Here is a 17,505-nt window from a genome sequence, read left to right on the forward strand (position 1 = left end):
CTCGATCGTTCCCGGACGGGCCGATTGCGAACCGCTATTCACGTGTTTCGATCAAGGTGGCATGCAGGACATAGCGCTCCGGGCCGGACGTAACGGCGTCGAACGGCCAGCAGGTCGCGAGCACGAGTTCCGCGCCCTGGGCTGAGGGATCGATGCCCGACGCGTCGAAACGGACAACGGCTGCAGAACCGGCCCGATAGCGAAAATGCTTGCCGTCGCGGCGGGTGATCTCAACGACGTCTCCGACGGCAACATTTCGCAAGAAGCGGAAATGAGTGTCACGATGTGCTGCGTATACGGCAACACCGCGCTCGCCCGCATCAGCCGTTCGGCTGATATGGCCCGGCCCGAAGGCAAGCGCCTGGCCGCTCGTACCTTCCAGCACGATCGCGCTGGCGCCTATCCGCTTCACCTCGATCCGCGCGACCGGCCAGGTGTCGGCCCATGCCCACGGCTTGATCACCTCGCCCGTCGCAAGGCTCTTGTCGAACGCGCGCCCCAGCAGCAACTGCGCCAGCCACGCCTTGGCATGGATGTAGGCGCCGTCGCCGAACAGGATGAGGCCGATCAGCGCCAGAACCAGGGGAGATAAGAGGCGGGGCATGACATCTACTCTCGTCATTGCTTCGTCGCTTCGCTCTTCGCAATGACAGGAAAAAAGACGCGCGCGGCCATTGGTATGGGACGGGCAGCCGCGCGCGCTAACAGAGGAGTTCGGGGAGGCTCCTCTCTCAAGCGGCGTCGGTGAGCAAGAGCCGACGCCGGTTGAACACGAACAGGGTCAGGGCGAGCACGATCAGGATCAGGCCTGCGGTCATCTTCAGCTCGGCTGAAGTTGCCGTCTTGGGCAGACGGATCGCGTCAGGCGCTGCGGGTGTCGGACGCCGCGCGGCGGGTGAGGTGCGCGCATCGGCGTGGCGTTCACGCAACTGCGAGGGGATCTGCGGCCGTTCGCCGAACACCTTCTCGAACTCCCAGCCGGCGGGCAGGTTGATCGGCAATTCGCTGAGCTTGAGCGGCGCGCCATCGGGGCGGCTCGGCGTCTTGTCGATGGCGACAAGGCTGGTCAGGCGCGTGACGATCTGATGGTCGAGCGCCAGCGCCAGGATCGCCTTGTCGGCCTCCTCGGGCGCGAGCTCCCGCATGGCGCGCGCCACTTCGGCGTCACCGATCTTGCGCTTGGCCCAGAGTTTCGACAGGCCGTTGCCCTCGGCTGCATTTTGCAGTGGCAGCGTCACCGACCATGGACGGTCGCCGATGCGCCCTTTGATCTCGAGCGAGCCTGCGAGCTTGTCGAGCTTTGCCGCCAGCACCAGCGGCTCGTCGCGATAGACGTCGGGGATGATCGCCGGGGTGATGTCGGCGTTGGCCTCGGAGAATTTCGCGGTAAGGCCGGTCACGGCCGGATTTTCCAGCTTGGCGAACAAGCCGCGCATGCGCTCCTCGACCTGCTCGACGGAACCGATATGGGTGAAGGCCCCGCGGCCGAGCTCGGCGGCGCGGGTCATCAGATAGGTGTTGGGCGCCGACCCGATGCCGACCATGAAGACGCGCGAGCGGCCGCGCATCGCCGTGATCGTTTCGAACAATTGCTGCTCGTTGCCGATTGCGCCGTCGGTGAGGAAGACGACCTGGCGAACCGTGCCGGTGTCGCCGAGTTCGTCGGCCAGCGCGGCGCGCATTGCCGGCACCATCTCGGTGCCGCCGCGTGCCTGCAACGCGCTCACGAACGAGGTCGCATCACCGACATGGGCCGCGTCTGCCGGCACGGAGGCAGGAAACAGCACGTCCATGGTATCGTCAAAGCGGATGACGTTGAAACGGTCGGTCGGCTGGAGCCGGGACAGAGCATAGGCGAGGCTGGCCTTGGCCTGGACGATCGACGTGCCGCCCATCGACCCCGAATTATCGATCACGAACACGACTTCACGCGGCAGCGGCTTTTGCGTGGTCTGCTCGGCGCTGGGCGGAGTGACGAAGGCGAGCAGGTAGTCGGCATCACCGACATGTTCGCGGAACAGGCCGACCGACGGCGCCTTCTCGGCGGCGGGCTTCCAGGTCAGCTCGAAGTCGCGGTCGGCGGGGACGGCACCGTCGGCGAGCGTAATGACGCGATCCGTGTTGTCCGGACTTTCGATCTTGACCTTATGGTGATGGCTCTTGACCTCACCGAGCGCGAAGCCGGCCTTCAGGCGCACCGTGATGCTGGTCGGATTGACCGGTGCATTCCTGGCGGGATCCACCACAGGCGGCGAGATGCGGTCGCGGTCCGGGACCGGGTCCGAGGTCGCCGTGCCCCAGCCCGATCCGTCCTTGCGGAAGTCGACGCTCTGGACGATCGGCGCCGGATTGTAACGCGGTCCGACCACCAGCGGCAGGCGCAGTGAATATTCATTGCCGGATTGATGCACGGGTTCCTGATATTCGATCTGCACCAGCACGGTTTCGCCGGGGCCGATATTGGCGACCGAGTTGGTGAAGATGTTCGGCCGCTCCTGCTCGGTGAGCGCCGCCCTCTGACCGGTGCGGCGCGCCTCTTCGTAGATCACGCGGGCCTGCTGCCGCTCCTTGATGTCTCCGACGATGACGCGGTCGCCGACCACCATCTTCAGCGTATCGACGGCGCCGCCGGTCGCGAGCGGATAGACATAGGTTGCTTCGACCCAGTCCTTGGTCGGATTGCGGAAGATTTGGGTGACGCGCGCGCGCAGCGTCGGGCCCGAAACCGTGATGTCGACGTCGGTGCCGAGGCGGATCGCTTCGGTGGTGGCGCCATCCTCCTTCAGGAGGAGGGAGCCGGACTTGGCGTCGCCGGGCTGGAGCAGGCTGGCCTGCTCGGTCGTGGCCGACCAACTGGTCCCGAAGCTGACGAGCAGGGCCACGAAGGCCATCAGCATCACCGCGATGCCCTGCGCGAGAAGAAACAATCCGAGCTTGATCAGCCCCTTCAACATGGGGTGCTCGTCGTTGTCGGCTGTGTCGTAGGTGTCCATTGGCCTGCTCCGGAAGGACGTTTGCTGGCTCCGAGCATTCGCCGGGAGGGGCCGATTTCGCGAGCAGAATGATCGGTCATGTTCCGCCGCGGCCGGCCCGGGCAGGCCGCCGTGGGGCGCCCATGTGCGGTTTTGTGCTGGTTTGTCCGCCCTGCTAGAATGGCCGTGCTGGAGCAGGGTTAGCGATGCAGATGCAGGATAAACTCACCGACAAGCAGCTTTCGGACGAGCAGAGCCGCGAGATCGCCGAGACCATTCGCGAGGAGCTCGCCAGACGCCGGATCTCCCGGCAGACGCTGGCCGAGCAGGCCAAGCTCAGCCTGTCGACGCTGGAGAAGGTGCTCGGCGGCCGGCGGCCGTTTACGCTGGCGACCACGGTCCGGCTGGAGCAGGCGCTGGGCGTCTCCTTGCGCAAGAGCCCCGTCGTGGCGGCGCCTCAGGCCGCCAACGATGTCGCTCCCGACAGTCTTGGCTCCTATGCGCATCGCGCCGTGACCTGGCTCGAGGACGTCTACATCACGCTGCGGCCGTCGTTCGGCGACAAGGACGCGATCTTCGCGTACCGCACCGAGATCGTCTGGGAGCCGAAGGTGTCTTCGCTGGTCTTTCGGGAGGGCGATCGCACCGACACCGCCTACGAGCATACCGGCGAGGTCGCCGTCCCGCATCAGTCAGGCTTCATCTACCTCGTCATCATCAAGCACGGCCAGCATCGCGTGATCACGGTGTCGCGGCCGACGGTCGCCGGCGAGATGTACGGCATTATCTCGACGCTCCGCGCCGGGCCCGGTTCACAGCTCACGCCGATCGCAGCGCCGATCGCCTACGTACCGCTCCGGAACGTCCCGAAGCCGTCGCTGGGGAGGGTCGGGCCCGGCGACGCCAACCATGCGTTGTACGGAAAGCATCTGCGCCGCACGGTGGAAGAATCCTTCGCACTGTTTCTGTCGGTATAGTCCGCAAGAAAGAATCCGGAATGGCGTTACCTGCGTCTATAAGGGGGTATGCAGAACGCGCGCGCCCCATGCCTCGGCGAATCTCCGCTGTTCTCCATCATCATCCCGCTCGACGACCATCGCGGGCAGTGGCGGCAATCCTGGCTCGGCTGGACATCACAGAGTTTAGACAGATCTCTGTATGAGATCATCCTCGCCGTACCGCCGGACGCTCAACTCCGCGCGGATATCGAGGCGCTCGTCGGCGACGATGCGCATCTCGAATACAGCGAATCCAATCACGACATCGAGTTGAGTGCGCTGGGCGCGGCGAAGGCCCGCGGCTCCTACCTTTTCTTCACGGAATCACACTGCCGTCCCGAACCCGACGTACTCGAACTCTGCTTGCGCGCCATTGAAGATCATCCCGATTGGTCGGGATTCTCCTGCCGTTCGATCCCGGTTTGCCACAATGCCTTGTCGGAGGCAGAAGCTGCGATGTACCAAGCCGACATCGAGTTCGGCATGAAGGTGCATCCTTGGCTCAAGGTGCTCGACCAGTGTTTCGTGACACGACGCGACGTCTACGAGGAGTGCGGCGGCCTGCGCACGGATCTGGGTCACTTTGCCGAATGGGTGCTCGCCGCCAGCTATTATGCGCGCGGTCACGTCATCGGTTATCTGGATGGGGCCTGCGTCCATCACTACTACGTCGGCAGGCTCGACGAGCTCGAGACCTTTACGCTCGATTTTGTGCAGGGCCAGATACGCTATCTCAGTGAGGCGCGCGACGATCCCGGCAGCGAGCTGCTGGAAATTCCGCTCGACTGGAGCAAGCAGGGCGAGTTCGATGCCTCGCTCGCCCGCCATGCATTGAAAGCCCTCGTGCGCGACAGCCTCGCGGGGCGGGGCTGGAAGCGGCCCGATGAGATGCTTCGTGCCTTTTTGCGTTGGCTCGCACCGGCTCTGTTCGGCGGCCTCGGCACGCGTGCGGCAGCCCGTCTGGGGGTCATACGTGCACGCACGGTCTTGACGGGGTTGGAGCGCATCGGGTCGAGCGAGGCGATCGGCCGATGGATGAAGCGCTACATCGCCGCACTGATAAGGCTTCAGAGACTCGATTGCATTTCCCACCTGTACCGGCAGGGCAGATCCGCTTCCGGGCTCATGGGCAAGCACGTTCTTGCGCAGATCGGCTTCCATGCCGAAGAGTCTTCCGCCGGTCACACTTTCCGGTGGAGCGAGCCGCAGGCTGCCCTACGGATCGAGGGGCCGCCCGGCCGCAACATCGTCCGCATTCGAAGCCCGGCACTTCGCGCGCCGCTGGACGCGATCGGCACGCATTTCTATCTCGACGGCGCGCCTGTCGATCCCGCCGCGATCGTGATCGGCTGCGACAGCTATACGCTTAGCCTCGATCTGCCGCCATCAGGTATCGCCACCCTTGCGTGGTTATGCCCGGTGCTCAGGGGCGTCGGCGATTCGCGTCCTCTCGGCCTGTCCATCGTGGCGATCGACGTCGGCGGCGAGGCCGAAACCGCCGGCAGGGCAGCGCTGCTCGCTGAACAAGAATAGCGGCCTTTCGGCCGCTATTCGGTGTGTTTCAGTAGGTCGGTCGAGCTAGCCTCCGGTCTCCGCGCTGATGATGTCGCCGAACAGCTCCCACTGGCCCTTCTTGAAGCGCCACATTTTGAGCTGCTCGATCGGCGCAAAGTCCGTGGCGGAGGTGTTGATCTTGATTCCCGGGATCAGCGTGTCGGGGACGAAGTCCTTGAGACTGGCGGCCTGCTTCATCACGTTCTCTCGGGTCAGGTTGTCGCCCGACTGCTTCAGCACCTGGACCATCGTCTGGGCCGCGGCATAGCCGTAAACGAGATTGGCGTCCGAAATATTCGCGCCGGGCATGTACTTGTCGATGAAGGTCATGAACTTCTTCATGCCCTCGTCGTCCTTCCATTGCGGATCCGACGCATCCTTCAGGTAGTGTGCCGACAGCACGCCCTCGGATGCCTCGAGACCGGCCGGCTTCATCACCGCGCCGATCGACACCGATACGTCGGTCATCAGGTGCATCGGCCTCCACTCCAGCTCGGCGATCTTCTTGATGGCCTGCGCCGCGAATTTCGGGGTGGCGATGTTCACGAAAACGTCGGCGCCGGTGCCCTTGAGTTTGACGATATGGGCGTCGATCGACGGCTCCGACGTCTCGTAGCTTTCTTCGGCCACGATCAGCTTGGATGCCTTTTCACCGAACACGTCCTTGATGCCGGCGAGGTAATCCTTGCCGAAATCGTCGTTGGCATAGAAGATCGCGACCTTCGCGTCAGGCTTCTCTTTCAGGATGTATTTGGCGAAGATCCGGGCCTCGACCCGGTAGCTGGGCTGGAAGCCCATGGTCCAGGGAAAATTCTTCGGGTCGTTCCACTTGCTGGCGCCGGTGGCGAGGAACAGCTGCGGCACCTTCTTGGCATTGTGATATTTCTGCACGGCGGTCTGGGTCGGGGTGCCCAGCGCGTTGAAGATCAGGAACACTTCGTCGCTCTCGATCAGCTTGCGGACCTGCTCCACGGTCTTGGGCGGCGAATAGCCGTCATCGTAAGAGATCCAGTTGATCTTGCGGCCGTTGATGCCGCCCTGATCGTTGACCATCTTGAAATAGGCTTCCTCGGTCTTGCCGATGATGCCGTAGGCGGAAGCGGGACCGGAATAGGCCTCGACATTGCCGATCTTGATCTCGGTGTCGCTGGCGCCGGTGTCGTATTTCTTCTGCGCGAAAGCACCCTGGGTGGAGAGTAGCGTCAGGGCAGTTGCCGCGGCGAGCAGGACGAGTTTCTTGTTCTTCATGGAAATTCCTTGGGGTTTCTTGTTGGGTGGAGCAGGCACTTAAAAAAAGAAAAGCGCCCGTGAGGGGCGCTTGGGTCAGGCGTTGGCGGCTTTCTTGTCGACTTCGGAGGCCACCGAGAACTCCTTGCGCAAGGTCGGCTTGTGGATCTTGCCCGTGGCGTTGCGGGGCAGCGCGTCGACGAAGCGGATCTGGCGCGGACATTTGAAGCGCGCCAGATTGGCCACGCAATGCGCGAAGACATCGGCCTCGGTCAGCTTCTGGCCCGACTTGACCGCGACGATGGCAAGGCCCACTTCGCCCCATTGGGGATCGGAAATGCCGATCACGGCAGCTTCGGCAACGGCCGCGAGCTGGTGCAGCACGTTCTCGACCTCGGCCGGATAGACGTTCTCGCCGCCGGAAATGTACATGTCCTTCCAGCGGTCGACGATGTAGTAGAAGCCTTCCTCGTCGACACGCGTCGCGTCACCGGTGTGCAGCCAGCCGTCGGTGAAGGAGGTCTTGTTCGCCTCCGGCCTGTTCCAATAGCCCGGCGTGATGTTCGGCCGCTTGACCCAGAGCTCACCGAGCTCGCCGACATCGGCGTCGCTGCCGTCTGGGCGCACGATGCGCACTTCGGTGTGCAGCACGGGCTTGCCGGCGGAGCCGGCTTTGCGCGCCGCATCCTCGCGGTCGAGTACCAGCACGGCCGGCGAGGTCTCGGTCATGCCGTAGCCCTGCTGAAGCGCGACACCGCGCGCCTCCCACACCTTCAGCAGCGGCACCGGCATCGGCGCGCCGCCGACGCCGCCGACGATCAGCCGGCCGAGATCGGTCGTCGCGAAGGCCGGATGCTGCGCCATGAATTGATAGATCGCAGGCACGCCAAAGAACACGTTGATGCCCTGTGCGGGATCGTTGATCAGGCCGAGCGCGATGCCGGGATCGAACGCGCGCATGATCATCACGGTGCCGCCGGCATGCAGCACCGGATTGGTGTAGCAGTTCAGCCCGCCGGTGTGGAACAGCGGCAGCACGGTGAGCAGCACCGAGGACGGTCCGATACAGGCGGGGCCGCCGAGATTGACGCAATTCCAGAAGGTCATGCCATGGGTGATGGTCGCGCCCTTCGGATGTCCCGTCGTGCCCGACGTGTACATGATGGTCGAGACGTCATCGAGCGTGACCTGCTCGATCGCCTCGAGCGGCTTTGCGCCGGCAATGCCGGCCTCATAGGACCCGCCGGGGCCGAGCAGCAGGCTGGTCGCGATGCCGCACAGCTTTGCGAGGGCAAGCGCGGTCTCGGCGAGGTCGGTGTCGTGGATCATCACCTTCGGTGCGCAGTCGCCGGTGATGAACTGAAGCTCGGGAACGGTGAGCCGGGTGTTCAGCGGCACGAAGATCGCGCCGAGGCGGCCGCAGGCGAACTGCACCTCCAGCGTATCGGTCGTGTTCAGCGCCAGCACCGCGACACGGTCGCCACGTGAGACGTTCAGCGTGTGGCGCAGGAATGAGGCGAGGCGCGAGACGCGGGCGTCCAGCTGCGAATAGGTGAAGCGGCGCTCGCTCGCGAGGTCGATCACCGCAACCTTGTCAGGCGTGCGGCGGCCATGATGAACGATCCAATCGTAGTAACGAACGGCCAAGAATTCCTCCCTCGGCGGTCTTACCGCCTGCATCCCTATTGCCGTGCACCATGCCCGGCGTGGCCCTGGGGACCAGCCGGAGTTGGTGCATCGACGTCTTTTTTTTGATTTGGAGTTGGCGCGCGAGGGGTCAAAATCGTCTTGCGTTGAGTTGCTAGGCCATGGCCCGCGCCGCAGTGGTTCTCGGTCAGCCACTCTGCGCAAGTGAGCCGCCGATGTTCCGGCCATGGTGAACGAGACGAATCCGTCCGCGAGGCGAGACTGCGATGAAGAGCCCGTTCTATACCGCCGAGCACGATGCCTTCCGCGAAATGATGCGCCGCTTCGTCGAGAAGGAGATCTCCCCGTTCGCCCATGAGTGGGACGAGGCCGGCGAATTCCCCCGCGCGCTCTATCGCAAGGCGGCCGAGATCGGCCTGTTGGGGCTGGGATTCCCTGAGGAATATGGCGGGATCGCCGCCGACCAGTTCATGAAGATCGTGGCGAGCCAGGAATTGGCGCGGGCGGGCGCCGGAGGCGTCAGCGCCAGCCTGATGAGTCACACCATCGGCTCGCCTCCGATTGCGCGGGCGGCACGGCCGGAGGTTAAAGCACGCGTGCTGCCGCAGGTGCTGTCAGGCGATAAGATCTCCGCGCTCGCGATCACCGAGCCGGGCGGCGGCTCCGATGTCGCGAACCTCGCCACAAGGGCGCGACGCGAGGGCGATCACTACGTCGTGAGCGGTGAGAAGACCTTCATCACCTCAGGCGTGCGCGCCGACTATCTGACCGTTGCTGTGCGCACGGGCGGCGAAGGCGCCGGCGGGGTCAGCCTGCTCCTGATCGAGGGCGACACGCCTGGCCTGTCCAGGACGAAACTGAAGAAGATGGGCTGGTGGGCCTCCGACACCGCGACGCTGCATTTCGACCAATGCCGCGTGCCGGCCGAAAATCTGATCGGCGAGGAAGGCCAGGGCTTCAAGATCATCATGCAGAATTTCAACAGCGAGCGCATGGGCATGGCGGCAGGCTGCACCGCCTTCGCGCGCGTTTGCCTGGACGAGGCGATCGCCTACGCCAAGGAGCGCAAGACTTTTGGCAAGCCGCTCGCCCAGCACCAGGTCATCAGGCACAAGATCGTCGACATGGCGCAGAAGGTGGCAGCCTCGCAAGCGATGCTGGAGATGCTGGCCTGGCGGCTCGAGCAGGGCGAAAGCCCGGTCGCCGAAATCTGCATGATGAAGAACCAGGCGACGCAGACCATGGCGTTCTGCGCCTCGGAAGCCGTGCAGATCTTCGGCGGCGCCGGCTTCATGCGCGGCATCAAGGCCGAGCGCATCTACCGCGAAGTCAAGGTCAACGCCATCGGCGGCGGCACCGAGGAGATCATGAAGGATCTGGCCAGCCGGCAGATGGGGTTGTGATAACCGTCGTCTCGGGGCGCGCAGTGCGAACCCGGGACCTGGAGATGAGTCCAACAATTTCGAGATTCCGGGGTCACCCGCGTTGCGGGCCCCTGGAATGACGAGGTTGAGAGAGAAAATGCTATTCACCGCCGACCATGACGACATCCGCCGCTCCTTACAAAAGTTCATCGCCAATGAGATCAACCCTCATGTCGATGAATGGGAGAAGGCCGACATCTTCCCGGCGCATGAGCTGTTCAAGAAGATGGGCAGCCTCGGCTTCCTCGGCCTGAACAAGCCGGTCGAGTTCGGCGGCTCCGGCCTCGACTACTCCTATGCGCTGATGATGGCGGAGGAGCTGGGCGCCATCACCTGCGGCGGCGTGCCGATGGCGATCGGGGTGCAGACCGACATGGCGACCCCGGCGCTGGCGCGGTTCGGCTCCGACGAGGTGCGGCGCGAATTTCTGGCGCCCTCGGTCTCGGGAGACTTCGTCGCCTGCATCGGCGTCTCCGAGCCCGGCGCGGGCTCCGATGTCGCCTCGATCAAGACCCAGGCACGCTCCGACGGCGACGATTACGTCGTCACCGGCGGCAAGATGTGGATCACCAACGGCACCCAGGCCGACTGGATCTGCCTGCTCGCCAACACAGGCGACGGGCCCGTTCACCGCAACAAGTCGCTGATCTGCGTGCCCATGAAGAGCAAAGGCGTCACCGTCGCCCGCAAGCTCGACAAGATGGGCATGCGCTCCTCCGACACCGCGCAGATCTTCTTCGACAATGTCCGCGTGCCCAAGCGCAACCGGATCGGCGAGGAGGGCAAGGGCTTTATCTACCAGATGGTCCAATTCCAGGAGGAGCGGCTCTGGGGTGCGGCGGCTTGTCTTAAAGCGCATGAATACATTATCGATCAGACCATCGAATATACCCGCAACCGCAAGGCCTTCGGGAAGTCGATCCTCGACAACCAGGTGGTGCACTTCAAGCTTGCGGAGATGCAGACCGAGGTCGAGCTGCTGCGCGCGCTGATCTATCGTGCCGCCGAGCAGCTGGTGGCCGGCGAGGACGTGACGAAGCTCGCGACCATGGCCAAGCTGAAGGCTGGTCGGCTCGGCCGCGAGCTCACCGACGCCTGCTTGCAATATTGGGGCGGAATGGGCTTTACCAACGAGACGCCGGTCAGCCGTGCCTATCGCGACAGCCGCCTGACCTCCATCGGCGGCGGTGCCGACGAGGTCATGCTGATGGTCCTGTGCAAGATGATGGGCACGCTGCCCGGCAGTAAAGGAAACGCCTGATGATCACGCTCTATCATTGCGACGCTGCGCGCTCGTTTCGCCCGCTCTGGATGCTGGAAGAGATGGGGCTGCCGTATGAACTGAAGATGCTGCCGTTCCCGCCGCGGGTCTTCGCCAAGGAATATCTGGCGCTCAATCCGCTCGGCACGATTCCCTTCATGGTGGACGGCGAGACGAAGATGACCGAATCCTCCGGCATCTGCCACTATCTCGGCATCAAGCATGGCCCGACGCCGCTGATGGTCGGGCCGGAAGATCCCGCCTATGGCACGTTCCTGAACTGGATGTATTTCAGCGACGCCACGTTAACCTTCCCGCAGACGCTGGTGCTCCGATACACCCAGCTCGAGCCGGAGGAGCGCCGCAATCCGCAGGTCGCCGGCGATTATGCGAAATGGTTCCTGGGGCGGTTGCGCGCCGTCGAGGCAGCGACGGCCAATGCCGAAGCATTGTGCGCCGGCCGCTTCACCGCCGCTGACATTGTCATCGGTTATGCGCTTCGGCTGGCCGACAATATCGGGCTCGCCAAGGATTTTGGGCCAAATGTCGCAGCCTATTGGGCGCGCCTGCAGCAGCGGGACGGTTTCAAGCGTGCGGTTGCTGCGGAACAGAAGGCTGGCGCCGAGCAGAATGTTGCACCGCGCGTGAGGGCGTAAACCTCCGCACGTTGGGAGTCTCACGGTGGTTCCGGACCGGCGCATCGCCGTCCCGGAATGCCAACGCTTTGCGCTCGATGACAGCGCTATCCCGTCGTGACAGCGCCCAAATTTCCGCTAAGGTGACCTCCGTCCGCAGCGGCCAGAGAGCCGCGCGAGGAGGACCCCAATGGAAGATAAAGGTCGCGAATCCGACCATCTGATGCTGATCACGCCGGAGCGGGTATTCTATGCTGGCCTGCTCGGGCGCCCTCGCAAGCGGACCCCCGGCTGCTGCCATATCTACGTCGCGGTGAAAGGCAGCCTGCACCTGACGATCGACGACGTCCACACATCGGACGAACTGATCGTGACCCTGCCGAACCAGCGGCATTCCATCGCCAGCGACTACCGCACTGCAATCAGCGTGACCCTCGAGCCGGAAAGCATGCCGGATGGCGTGATCGAGGCTTTGGCCGAGCGGCTGCGCGGGCCGGACAAGGCTCTCTATGCCCGCAAGATCCTCGCCGCCTACGCGCTGCTCCGCCAGCGCCGCTACGGCGACATCACCACCGCCGAGTTCGACGAGATGTGCTTTGGCGAGGCGCTTGCTCGCCGCGAGCTCGATCCGCGCGTGACCCGCGCCGTCGCCCGCATCGAGCGGTTCTCCGGCGAGCCGGTGACGGCCGACACCTGCGCGGCGGAAGCAGGGCTCTCGGCCTCGCGCTTCCTGCATCTGTTCAAGGAAGAGACCGGCATCTCGTTCCGCTCCTTCCGCGCCTGGAAGCGCGCACGGCATCTGCTGCACTTCGCCAACCAGGACCTCAACCTCGCCCATCTCGCGCAGGACATCGGCTATCCCGACTCCACGCATTTCAGCCATTCGATCCGCCGCTTCTACGGATTGAAGCCGCGCGCGATCTTCGTCGGCTCGCGCGACCTTGCGATCTATCGCAGCACGGAGACGGTGCGGCTCGCGGAGGCTTCGTAGCTTCGTAGGGTGGATTAGCCGAAGGCGTAATCCACCGCTTCTGTATCTGTGGTGAGAGACCTTGGTGGGTTACGCTAGCGGACTGCGCTTCGCGCAGCCGCGAGCTTACCCTCCCTACGAATTCGTCGTGTTTTCCAGCTTCTCCGCGCAAGAAGCCGCATGCCGCCCATCACATGATCGCAAGCGTTGAATTCTCAACGTGCGAGACATCCAAGGCATGAGCGACAAGGCCGTCATCACCTGCGCGCTGAACGGCGTGCTCACCGACCCCAAGCAGCACAACGTGCCGGTTACGCCCGAGCAGATGGCGCGCGAGGCCAAGGCTGCGTTCGATGCCGGTGCGTCCGTCATGCACATCCACCTGCGTCAGCAGGCGCCAGGCAAGGGACATCTGCCGTCCTGGAAGGTCGCCGTCAGCAAGGAGATCCAGCAGGCGATCCGTGAAGCCTGTCCCGGCGTGATCATCAATCACACCTCGGGCGTGTCAGGTCCGAACTACTCTGGCGCGCTCGACTGCATTCGTGAGACCAGGCCGGAGATCGCCGCCTGCAACGCCGGCTCGCTGAATTATCTGAAGGTGAAGGCCGACAACACTTGGGCCTGGCCGCCGATGATGTTCGACAACGCGGTCGAGAAGGTGAAGGACTATCTCGACGTCATGAACGCGGTTGGCACTATCCCCGAGTTCGAATGTTTCGACGTCGGCATCGTCCGCTGCGTCGGAATGTACACCCAGGTCGGCATGTACAAGGGACCGCTCGAATATAATTTTGTGATGGGCGTCGCTTCTGGAATGCCTTCGGATCCGGAGCTGCTGCCGATCCTGATCAAGCTGAAACGTCCCGAGGCGCATTTTCAGGTCACCGCGATCGGTCGCGAGGAAATCTGGCCGCTGCACCAGCGCTGCGCCGAGCTCGGCGGCCACCTGCGCACCGGTCTCGAGGACACTTTCTATCTCGCCGACGGCAAGAAGGTGACGTCGAACGGCCAGCTGATCGAGGCCGTCGCTGCCTGCGCGCGCCGTGCCGGCCGCGAGATCGCGAGCCCTGCCGAGGCGCGGAAGATCTTTGGGACGAATCGCTAGCCAAACATGGTCGTTCCGGGGCGCGCGAAGCGAGAACCCGGAACCTCGAGATTCCGGGTTCGATGCTGCGCATCGCCCCGGAATGACGGAGTAAACTGTGTCCATTCTCGAAAACACCATCTCCCCCGGCGGCGCCGCCTACCACGCCAACCGCGACGGCATGCTCGGCCTGATCGACCGCATGCGCGCGCTGGAAGAGCGCACCCGCGCGGCGTCGGCGGCGGCGAAGGATCGCTTTCACAAGCGCGGGCAGCTGTTGCCGCGCGAGCGCGTCGCGCTGGTGCTTGACCCCGGAGCGCCTTTCATCGAGCTGTCGACGCTCGCCGGCTACATGTTCGATGTACCGGACGCGACCAAGAGCGTGCCCGGCGGCGGCGTCATCGGTGGCATCGGTTTCGTCTCGGGCATCCGCTGCATGGTCAGCGCCAGCGATTCCGGCATCGATGCCGGCGCGCTGCAGCCTTACGGCCTCGACAAGACGTTGCGGGTGCAGGAGCTCGCGCTGGAGAACAAGCTGCCTTACGTTCAACTGGTCGAAAGCGCCGGTGCCAACCTGTTGCGCTACCGCGTCGAGGATTTTGTCCGCGGCGGCAACATCTTTCGCAATCTCGCGCGGCTGTCGGCTGCGGGCTTGCCCGTCGTCACCGTCACGCACGGCTCCTCGACTGCCGGTGGCGCCTATCAGACGGGTCTCTCCGACTACATCGTCATGGTGCGCGGTCGTACCCGCGCCTTCCTCGCCGGGCCGCCGCTGCTGAAGGCCGCGACCGGTGAGATCGCTACGGAAGAAGAGCTCGGCGGCGCCGAGATGCACACCCAGGTCTCCGGTCTCGGCGATTATCTTGCCGAGGACGACCGCGATGCGCTGCGCATCGCGCGCGAGATCATGGCTGCGTTGGAATGGGAACGGCCGGGCAGGACGGCGTCGGAATTCAAGCCGCCACGCTACGACCAGGACGAGCTGCTCGGCATCATGCCGATGGATCACAAGCGGTCCGTCGACATGAAGCAGGTGATCGCACGCATCGTCGACGATTCCGATTTCACCGAGATGGCGCCGAATTACGGCCCCGCCACCGTCTGCGGCCACGCCCGCATCGAAGGACAGGCGATCGGCATCATCACCAACAACGGGCCGCTCGATCCCGCCGGCGCCAACAAGGCGACGCATTTCATTCAGGCGTGCTGCCAGACGCGCACGCCGATCCTCTATCTCAACAACACCACCGGCTACATGGTCGGCAAAGCCTATGAAGAAGCCGGCATGATCAAGCACGGCTCGAAGATGATCCAGGCGGTGACCTCGGCGACGGTGCCGCAGATCACCATCTATTGCGGCGCCTCGTTCGGCGCTGGCAATTACGGCATGTGCGGCCGCGGCTTCCATCCGCGCTTCTGCTTCTCCTGGCCCAACGCCAAGACCGCCGTGATGGGCGGCGAGCAGGCGGCCGAGACCATGGCCATCGTGACGGAAGCCGCTGCCGCGAGGCGCGGCAAGCCGGTCGAAAAGGAAAAACTCGACGCGATGAAGGCGCAAATCATCGGCGTGTTCGACGGCCAAATGGACGTGTTCTCCACCAGTGCCCGGGTGCTCGACGACGGCGTGATCGACCCGCGCGACACCCGCGCGGTGCTCTCCGAAGTACTCTCGATCTGCCGCGAGGGCGACGCGCGGAATCCCCAGCGCATGCAGTTCTCGGTGGCCCGCCCATGAGGAACGGATCAGTGCAGCATCGGCCGTTCTTCAAGGTCCTGGTCGCCAATCGCGGCGAGATCGCTCTGCGCGTGATGCGCAGCGCTCGGCAGCTGGGCCTTGGCGTCGTCGCGGTCTATTCGGACGCGGACCGCGATGCGCTCCACGTGCAGCAGGCGGATCAGGCCGTGCGCATCGGCGAAGCCTTGCCGGCGCAATCCTATCTCAACATCCCCGCGATCATCGCCGCGGCGAAAGCGAGCGGCGCGGATGCGGTTCATCCCGGCTACGGCTTCCTCGCCGAGAACGAGGATTTTGCGCAAGCCTGCAAGGATGCGGGTCTCGTCTTCATCGGTCCCTCGCCGCAGGCGATCGAGGCGATGGGCAACAAGGCGGGCGCCAAGGAGATCATGAAGAAGGCCGGCGTGCCCGTCGTGCCCGGCTATCAGGGCGCCGATCAGGGTGACGAAGTCATGCTCGCGGAGGCCCAAAAGGTCGGCTTCCCCGTGATGATCAAGGCGGTCGCCGGCGGCGGCGGCCGTGGCATGCGGCTCGTGACGGACGCGGCCTCGTTCCCTGATGCCCTGCGCAGCGCGCGGTCGGAGGCGAAGGCGGCATTCGGCGATCCCACTGTTATCCTCGAACGCGCGATCCAGAATCCACGCCACATCGAGATCCAGGTGTTCGGCGACAGCCATGGTAACGCAATCCATCTCGGCGAGCGCGACTGCTCGGTGCAGCGGCGACATCAGAAGCTGATCGAGGAGGCGCCGTCGCCTGCGGTGACGCCGGAGCTGCGCGCGAAGATGGGTGACGTCGCGGTCGCCGCGGTGAAAGCGCTGCGCTACGAGGGCGCAGGCACGCTGGAATTCCTGCTCGATGCGAGCGGCGCGTTCTACTTCATGGAGATGAATACCCGCCTCCAAGTCGAGCATCCCGTGACCGAGGCGATCACCGGGCTCGATCTCGTCGAACTCCAGCTGCGCGTCGCGCGCGGCGAGCCGTTGCCGGTGAAGCAGCAGGATATCAGGTTCGCCGGCCATGCCATCGAGGTGCGGCTCTGCTCGGAGGATGCCGGGCACGACTTCATGCCGCAGTCCGGCCGCATGGCGCGCTGGCAGGTGCCCGACGGCGTCCGCGTCGAGCACGCGCTGCAATCGGGCTCGGAGATTCCGCCGTTCTACGATTCCATGATCGCCAAGGTCATCAGTCACGGCGCGACGCGCGAGGAAGCGCGGGGGCGGCTGATCGTCGGCCTTGAGCAGCTCACGGCTTTCGGGGTGACCACCAACCAGGCGTTCCTGATGTCGTGCCTGCGCCACACCGGCTTCGCCAAGGGTGAGGCGACGACGGCCTTCATCGGCGCGCATCGCGATGAGCTATTGGCGCCGCGTGCGGACGAGGCCTTCGATACGGCGTTGGCGGGGCTGCTGCTCTACGTCACCAACCTGCGCGCGCCGTCTTGGCAGGGCGGGCGGAGCCTCGCCGCCACCTTTCCGTTGCCAGCGAAGATCGAGATCGCCGGTCAGACATACGAACTCGAAGTCACGCGCAAGCGCGATGGTAGTTACACTGTCGCCACCGACGGCCGGCAAGACAAGTTCGAGATCGACCAACTCGATTCCGATGCCGTCCGCTTCAGCCACAATGGCGTGATGGACAGCGCAAAGTTCCTGCGCGACGGCGACCGGCTCTACCTCCAGCATCGCGGCATCCCGCTCGCGGTCACCGATCTCACGCTCGCCGCGCCGAAGGCCACTGCTGCCAACGGCGGTGACGGCAAGGTGCGCGCCGCCATGAACGGGCGCGTCGTCGCCGTGCTGGTCAAGCCGGGCGACCGCGTCGCCGCCGGTCAGCCGGTGCTGACGCTGGAAGCGATGAAGATGGAGCACGTCCACAAGGCCGGCATCGACGGCGTGGTGGCGGCTATCGACGTCGCCGAAGGCGAGCAGGTGACGACGGGCAGGATCGTCGCCGAGATCGGGGCAGGATAGTGCGGCGAACGCGATGCCGTAGGGC

General features: G+C 64.5%; 13 protein-coding genes. 9 read left to right on the plus strand and 4 right to left on the minus strand.

Annotated elements, in window-relative coordinates:
* Nucleotides 1–34: 34 nt before the first annotated feature.
* Complete coding sequence (locus RAD04_RS27090) at nt 35–604, minus strand: class GN sortase (RefSeq protein ID WP_461626228.1); 570 nt, start codon at nt 602–604, stop codon at nt 35–37.
* Nucleotides 605–731: 127 nt separating this feature from the next.
* The gene (locus RAD04_RS27095) at nt 732–2,993 is read right to left on the minus strand and encodes a marine proteobacterial sortase target protein (RefSeq protein WP_461626229.1); all 2,262 of its coding nucleotides are present in this window, start codon (nt 2,991–2,993) and stop codon (nt 732–734) included.
* Between the two features lie 185 nt (nt 2,994–3,178).
* Between RAD04_RS27095 and RAD04_RS27100 the strand changes: the two genes are divergently transcribed.
* Both RAD04_RS27100 and RAD04_RS27105 read left to right on the plus strand, forming a co-directional pair.
* Nucleotides 3,179–3,949: a helix-turn-helix domain-containing protein gene (locus RAD04_RS27100; RefSeq protein WP_091964371.1), complete on the plus strand. Its 771-nt coding sequence runs from the start codon at nt 3,179–3,181 to the stop codon at nt 3,947–3,949.
* Between the two features lie 48 nt (nt 3,950–3,997).
* Entirely contained in the window at nt 3,998–5,503 is a 1,506-nt protein-coding gene (locus RAD04_RS27105; RefSeq protein WP_461626230.1) for a glycosyltransferase family 2 protein, read from the plus strand.
* 45 nt (nt 5,504–5,548) lie between these two features.
* Here RAD04_RS27105 and RAD04_RS27110 read toward each other — a convergent pair whose 3' ends face one another.
* Entirely contained in the window at nt 5,549–6,772 is a 1,224-nt protein-coding gene (locus tag RAD04_RS27110; protein ID WP_461626231.1) for an ABC transporter substrate-binding protein, read from the minus strand.
* 75 nt (nt 6,773–6,847) lie between these two features.
* Complete coding sequence (locus tag RAD04_RS27115) at nt 6,848–8,398, minus strand: acyl-CoA synthetase (RefSeq protein ID WP_461626232.1); 1,551 nt, start codon at nt 8,396–8,398, stop codon at nt 6,848–6,850.
* A gap of 266 nt (nt 8,399–8,664) precedes the next feature.
* On the opposite strand from RAD04_RS27115, the gene RAD04_RS27120 reads away from it, so the two are divergent.
* The 7 genes from RAD04_RS27120 (at nt 8,665) to RAD04_RS27150 (ending at nt 17,480) form a co-directional block, all read left to right on the plus strand.
* On the plus strand, nt 8,665–9,801 hold the full coding sequence (locus RAD04_RS27120; RefSeq protein WP_461626233.1) for an acyl-CoA dehydrogenase family protein: 1,137 nt from the start codon (nt 8,665–8,667) through the stop codon (nt 9,799–9,801).
* Between the two features lie 118 nt (nt 9,802–9,919).
* A complete protein-coding gene (locus tag RAD04_RS27125; RefSeq protein WP_461626234.1) occupies nt 9,920–11,083 on the plus strand; it encodes an acyl-CoA dehydrogenase family protein in 1,164 nt (387 codons plus the stop codon).
* On the plus strand, nt 11,083–11,739 hold the full coding sequence (locus tag RAD04_RS27130; protein ID WP_461626235.1) for a glutathione S-transferase family protein: 657 nt from the start codon (nt 11,083–11,085) through the stop codon (nt 11,737–11,739). Before RAD04_RS27125 ends, RAD04_RS27130 begins: the two co-directional genes overlap by 1 nt.
* A 169-nt stretch (nt 11,740–11,908) precedes the next feature.
* The gene (locus RAD04_RS27135) at nt 11,909–12,709 is read left to right on the plus strand and encodes a helix-turn-helix domain-containing protein (protein WP_092251622.1); all 801 of its coding nucleotides are present in this window, start codon (nt 11,909–11,911) and stop codon (nt 12,707–12,709) included.
* Between the two features lie 217 nt (nt 12,710–12,926).
* Entirely contained in the window at nt 12,927–13,793 is an 867-nt protein-coding gene (locus tag RAD04_RS27140) for a beta-keto acid cleavage family enzyme (protein ID WP_461626236.1), read from the plus strand.
* A 97-nt stretch (nt 13,794–13,890) separates the two neighbouring features.
* Nucleotides 13,891–15,507: an acyl-CoA carboxylase subunit beta gene (locus RAD04_RS27145; protein ID WP_461626237.1), complete on the plus strand. Its 1,617-nt coding sequence runs from the start codon at nt 13,891–13,893 to the stop codon at nt 15,505–15,507.
* A complete protein-coding gene (locus RAD04_RS27150) occupies nt 15,504–17,480 on the plus strand; it encodes an acetyl-CoA carboxylase biotin carboxylase subunit (protein ID WP_461626238.1) in 1,977 nt (658 codons plus the stop codon). The genes RAD04_RS27145 and RAD04_RS27150 overlap by 4 nt, the downstream gene beginning before the upstream one ends.
* Nucleotides 17,481–17,505 lie beyond the last annotated feature (25 nt).

This window comes from Bradyrhizobium sp. 25ACV, assembly GCF_054863005.1.

Coding starts and splice junctions, on each gene's coding strand:
- RAD04_RS27110 (WP_461626231.1), bottom strand. CDS start 6,772: ATGAAGAACAAGAAACTCGTCCTGCTCGCCGCGGCAACTGCCCTGACG.
- RAD04_RS27130 (WP_461626235.1), top strand. CDS start 11,083: ATGATCACGCTCTATCATTGCGACGCTGCGCGCTCGTTTCGCCCGCTC.
- RAD04_RS27125 (WP_461626234.1), top strand. CDS start 9,920: ATGCTATTCACCGCCGACCATGACGACATCCGCCGCTCCTTACAAAAG.
- RAD04_RS27090 (WP_461626228.1), bottom strand. CDS start 604: ATGCCCCGCCTCTTATCTCCCCTGGTTCTGGCGCTGATCGGCCTCATC.
- RAD04_RS27095 (WP_461626229.1), bottom strand. CDS start 2,993: ATGGACACCTACGACACAGCCGACAACGACGAGCACCCCATGTTGAAG.
- RAD04_RS27140 (WP_461626236.1), top strand. CDS start 12,927: ATGAGCGACAAGGCCGTCATCACCTGCGCGCTGAACGGCGTGCTCACC.
- RAD04_RS27100 (WP_091964371.1), top strand. CDS start 3,179: ATGCAGATGCAGGATAAACTCACCGACAAGCAGCTTTCGGACGAGCAG.
- RAD04_RS27105 (WP_461626230.1), top strand. CDS start 3,998: ATGCAGAACGCGCGCGCCCCATGCCTCGGCGAATCTCCGCTGTTCTCC.
- RAD04_RS27135 (WP_092251622.1), top strand. CDS start 11,909: ATGGAAGATAAAGGTCGCGAATCCGACCATCTGATGCTGATCACGCCG.
- RAD04_RS27120 (WP_461626233.1), top strand. CDS start 8,665: ATGAAGAGCCCGTTCTATACCGCCGAGCACGATGCCTTCCGCGAAATG.
- RAD04_RS27150 (WP_461626238.1), top strand. CDS start 15,504: ATGAGGAACGGATCAGTGCAGCATCGGCCGTTCTTCAAGGTCCTGGTC.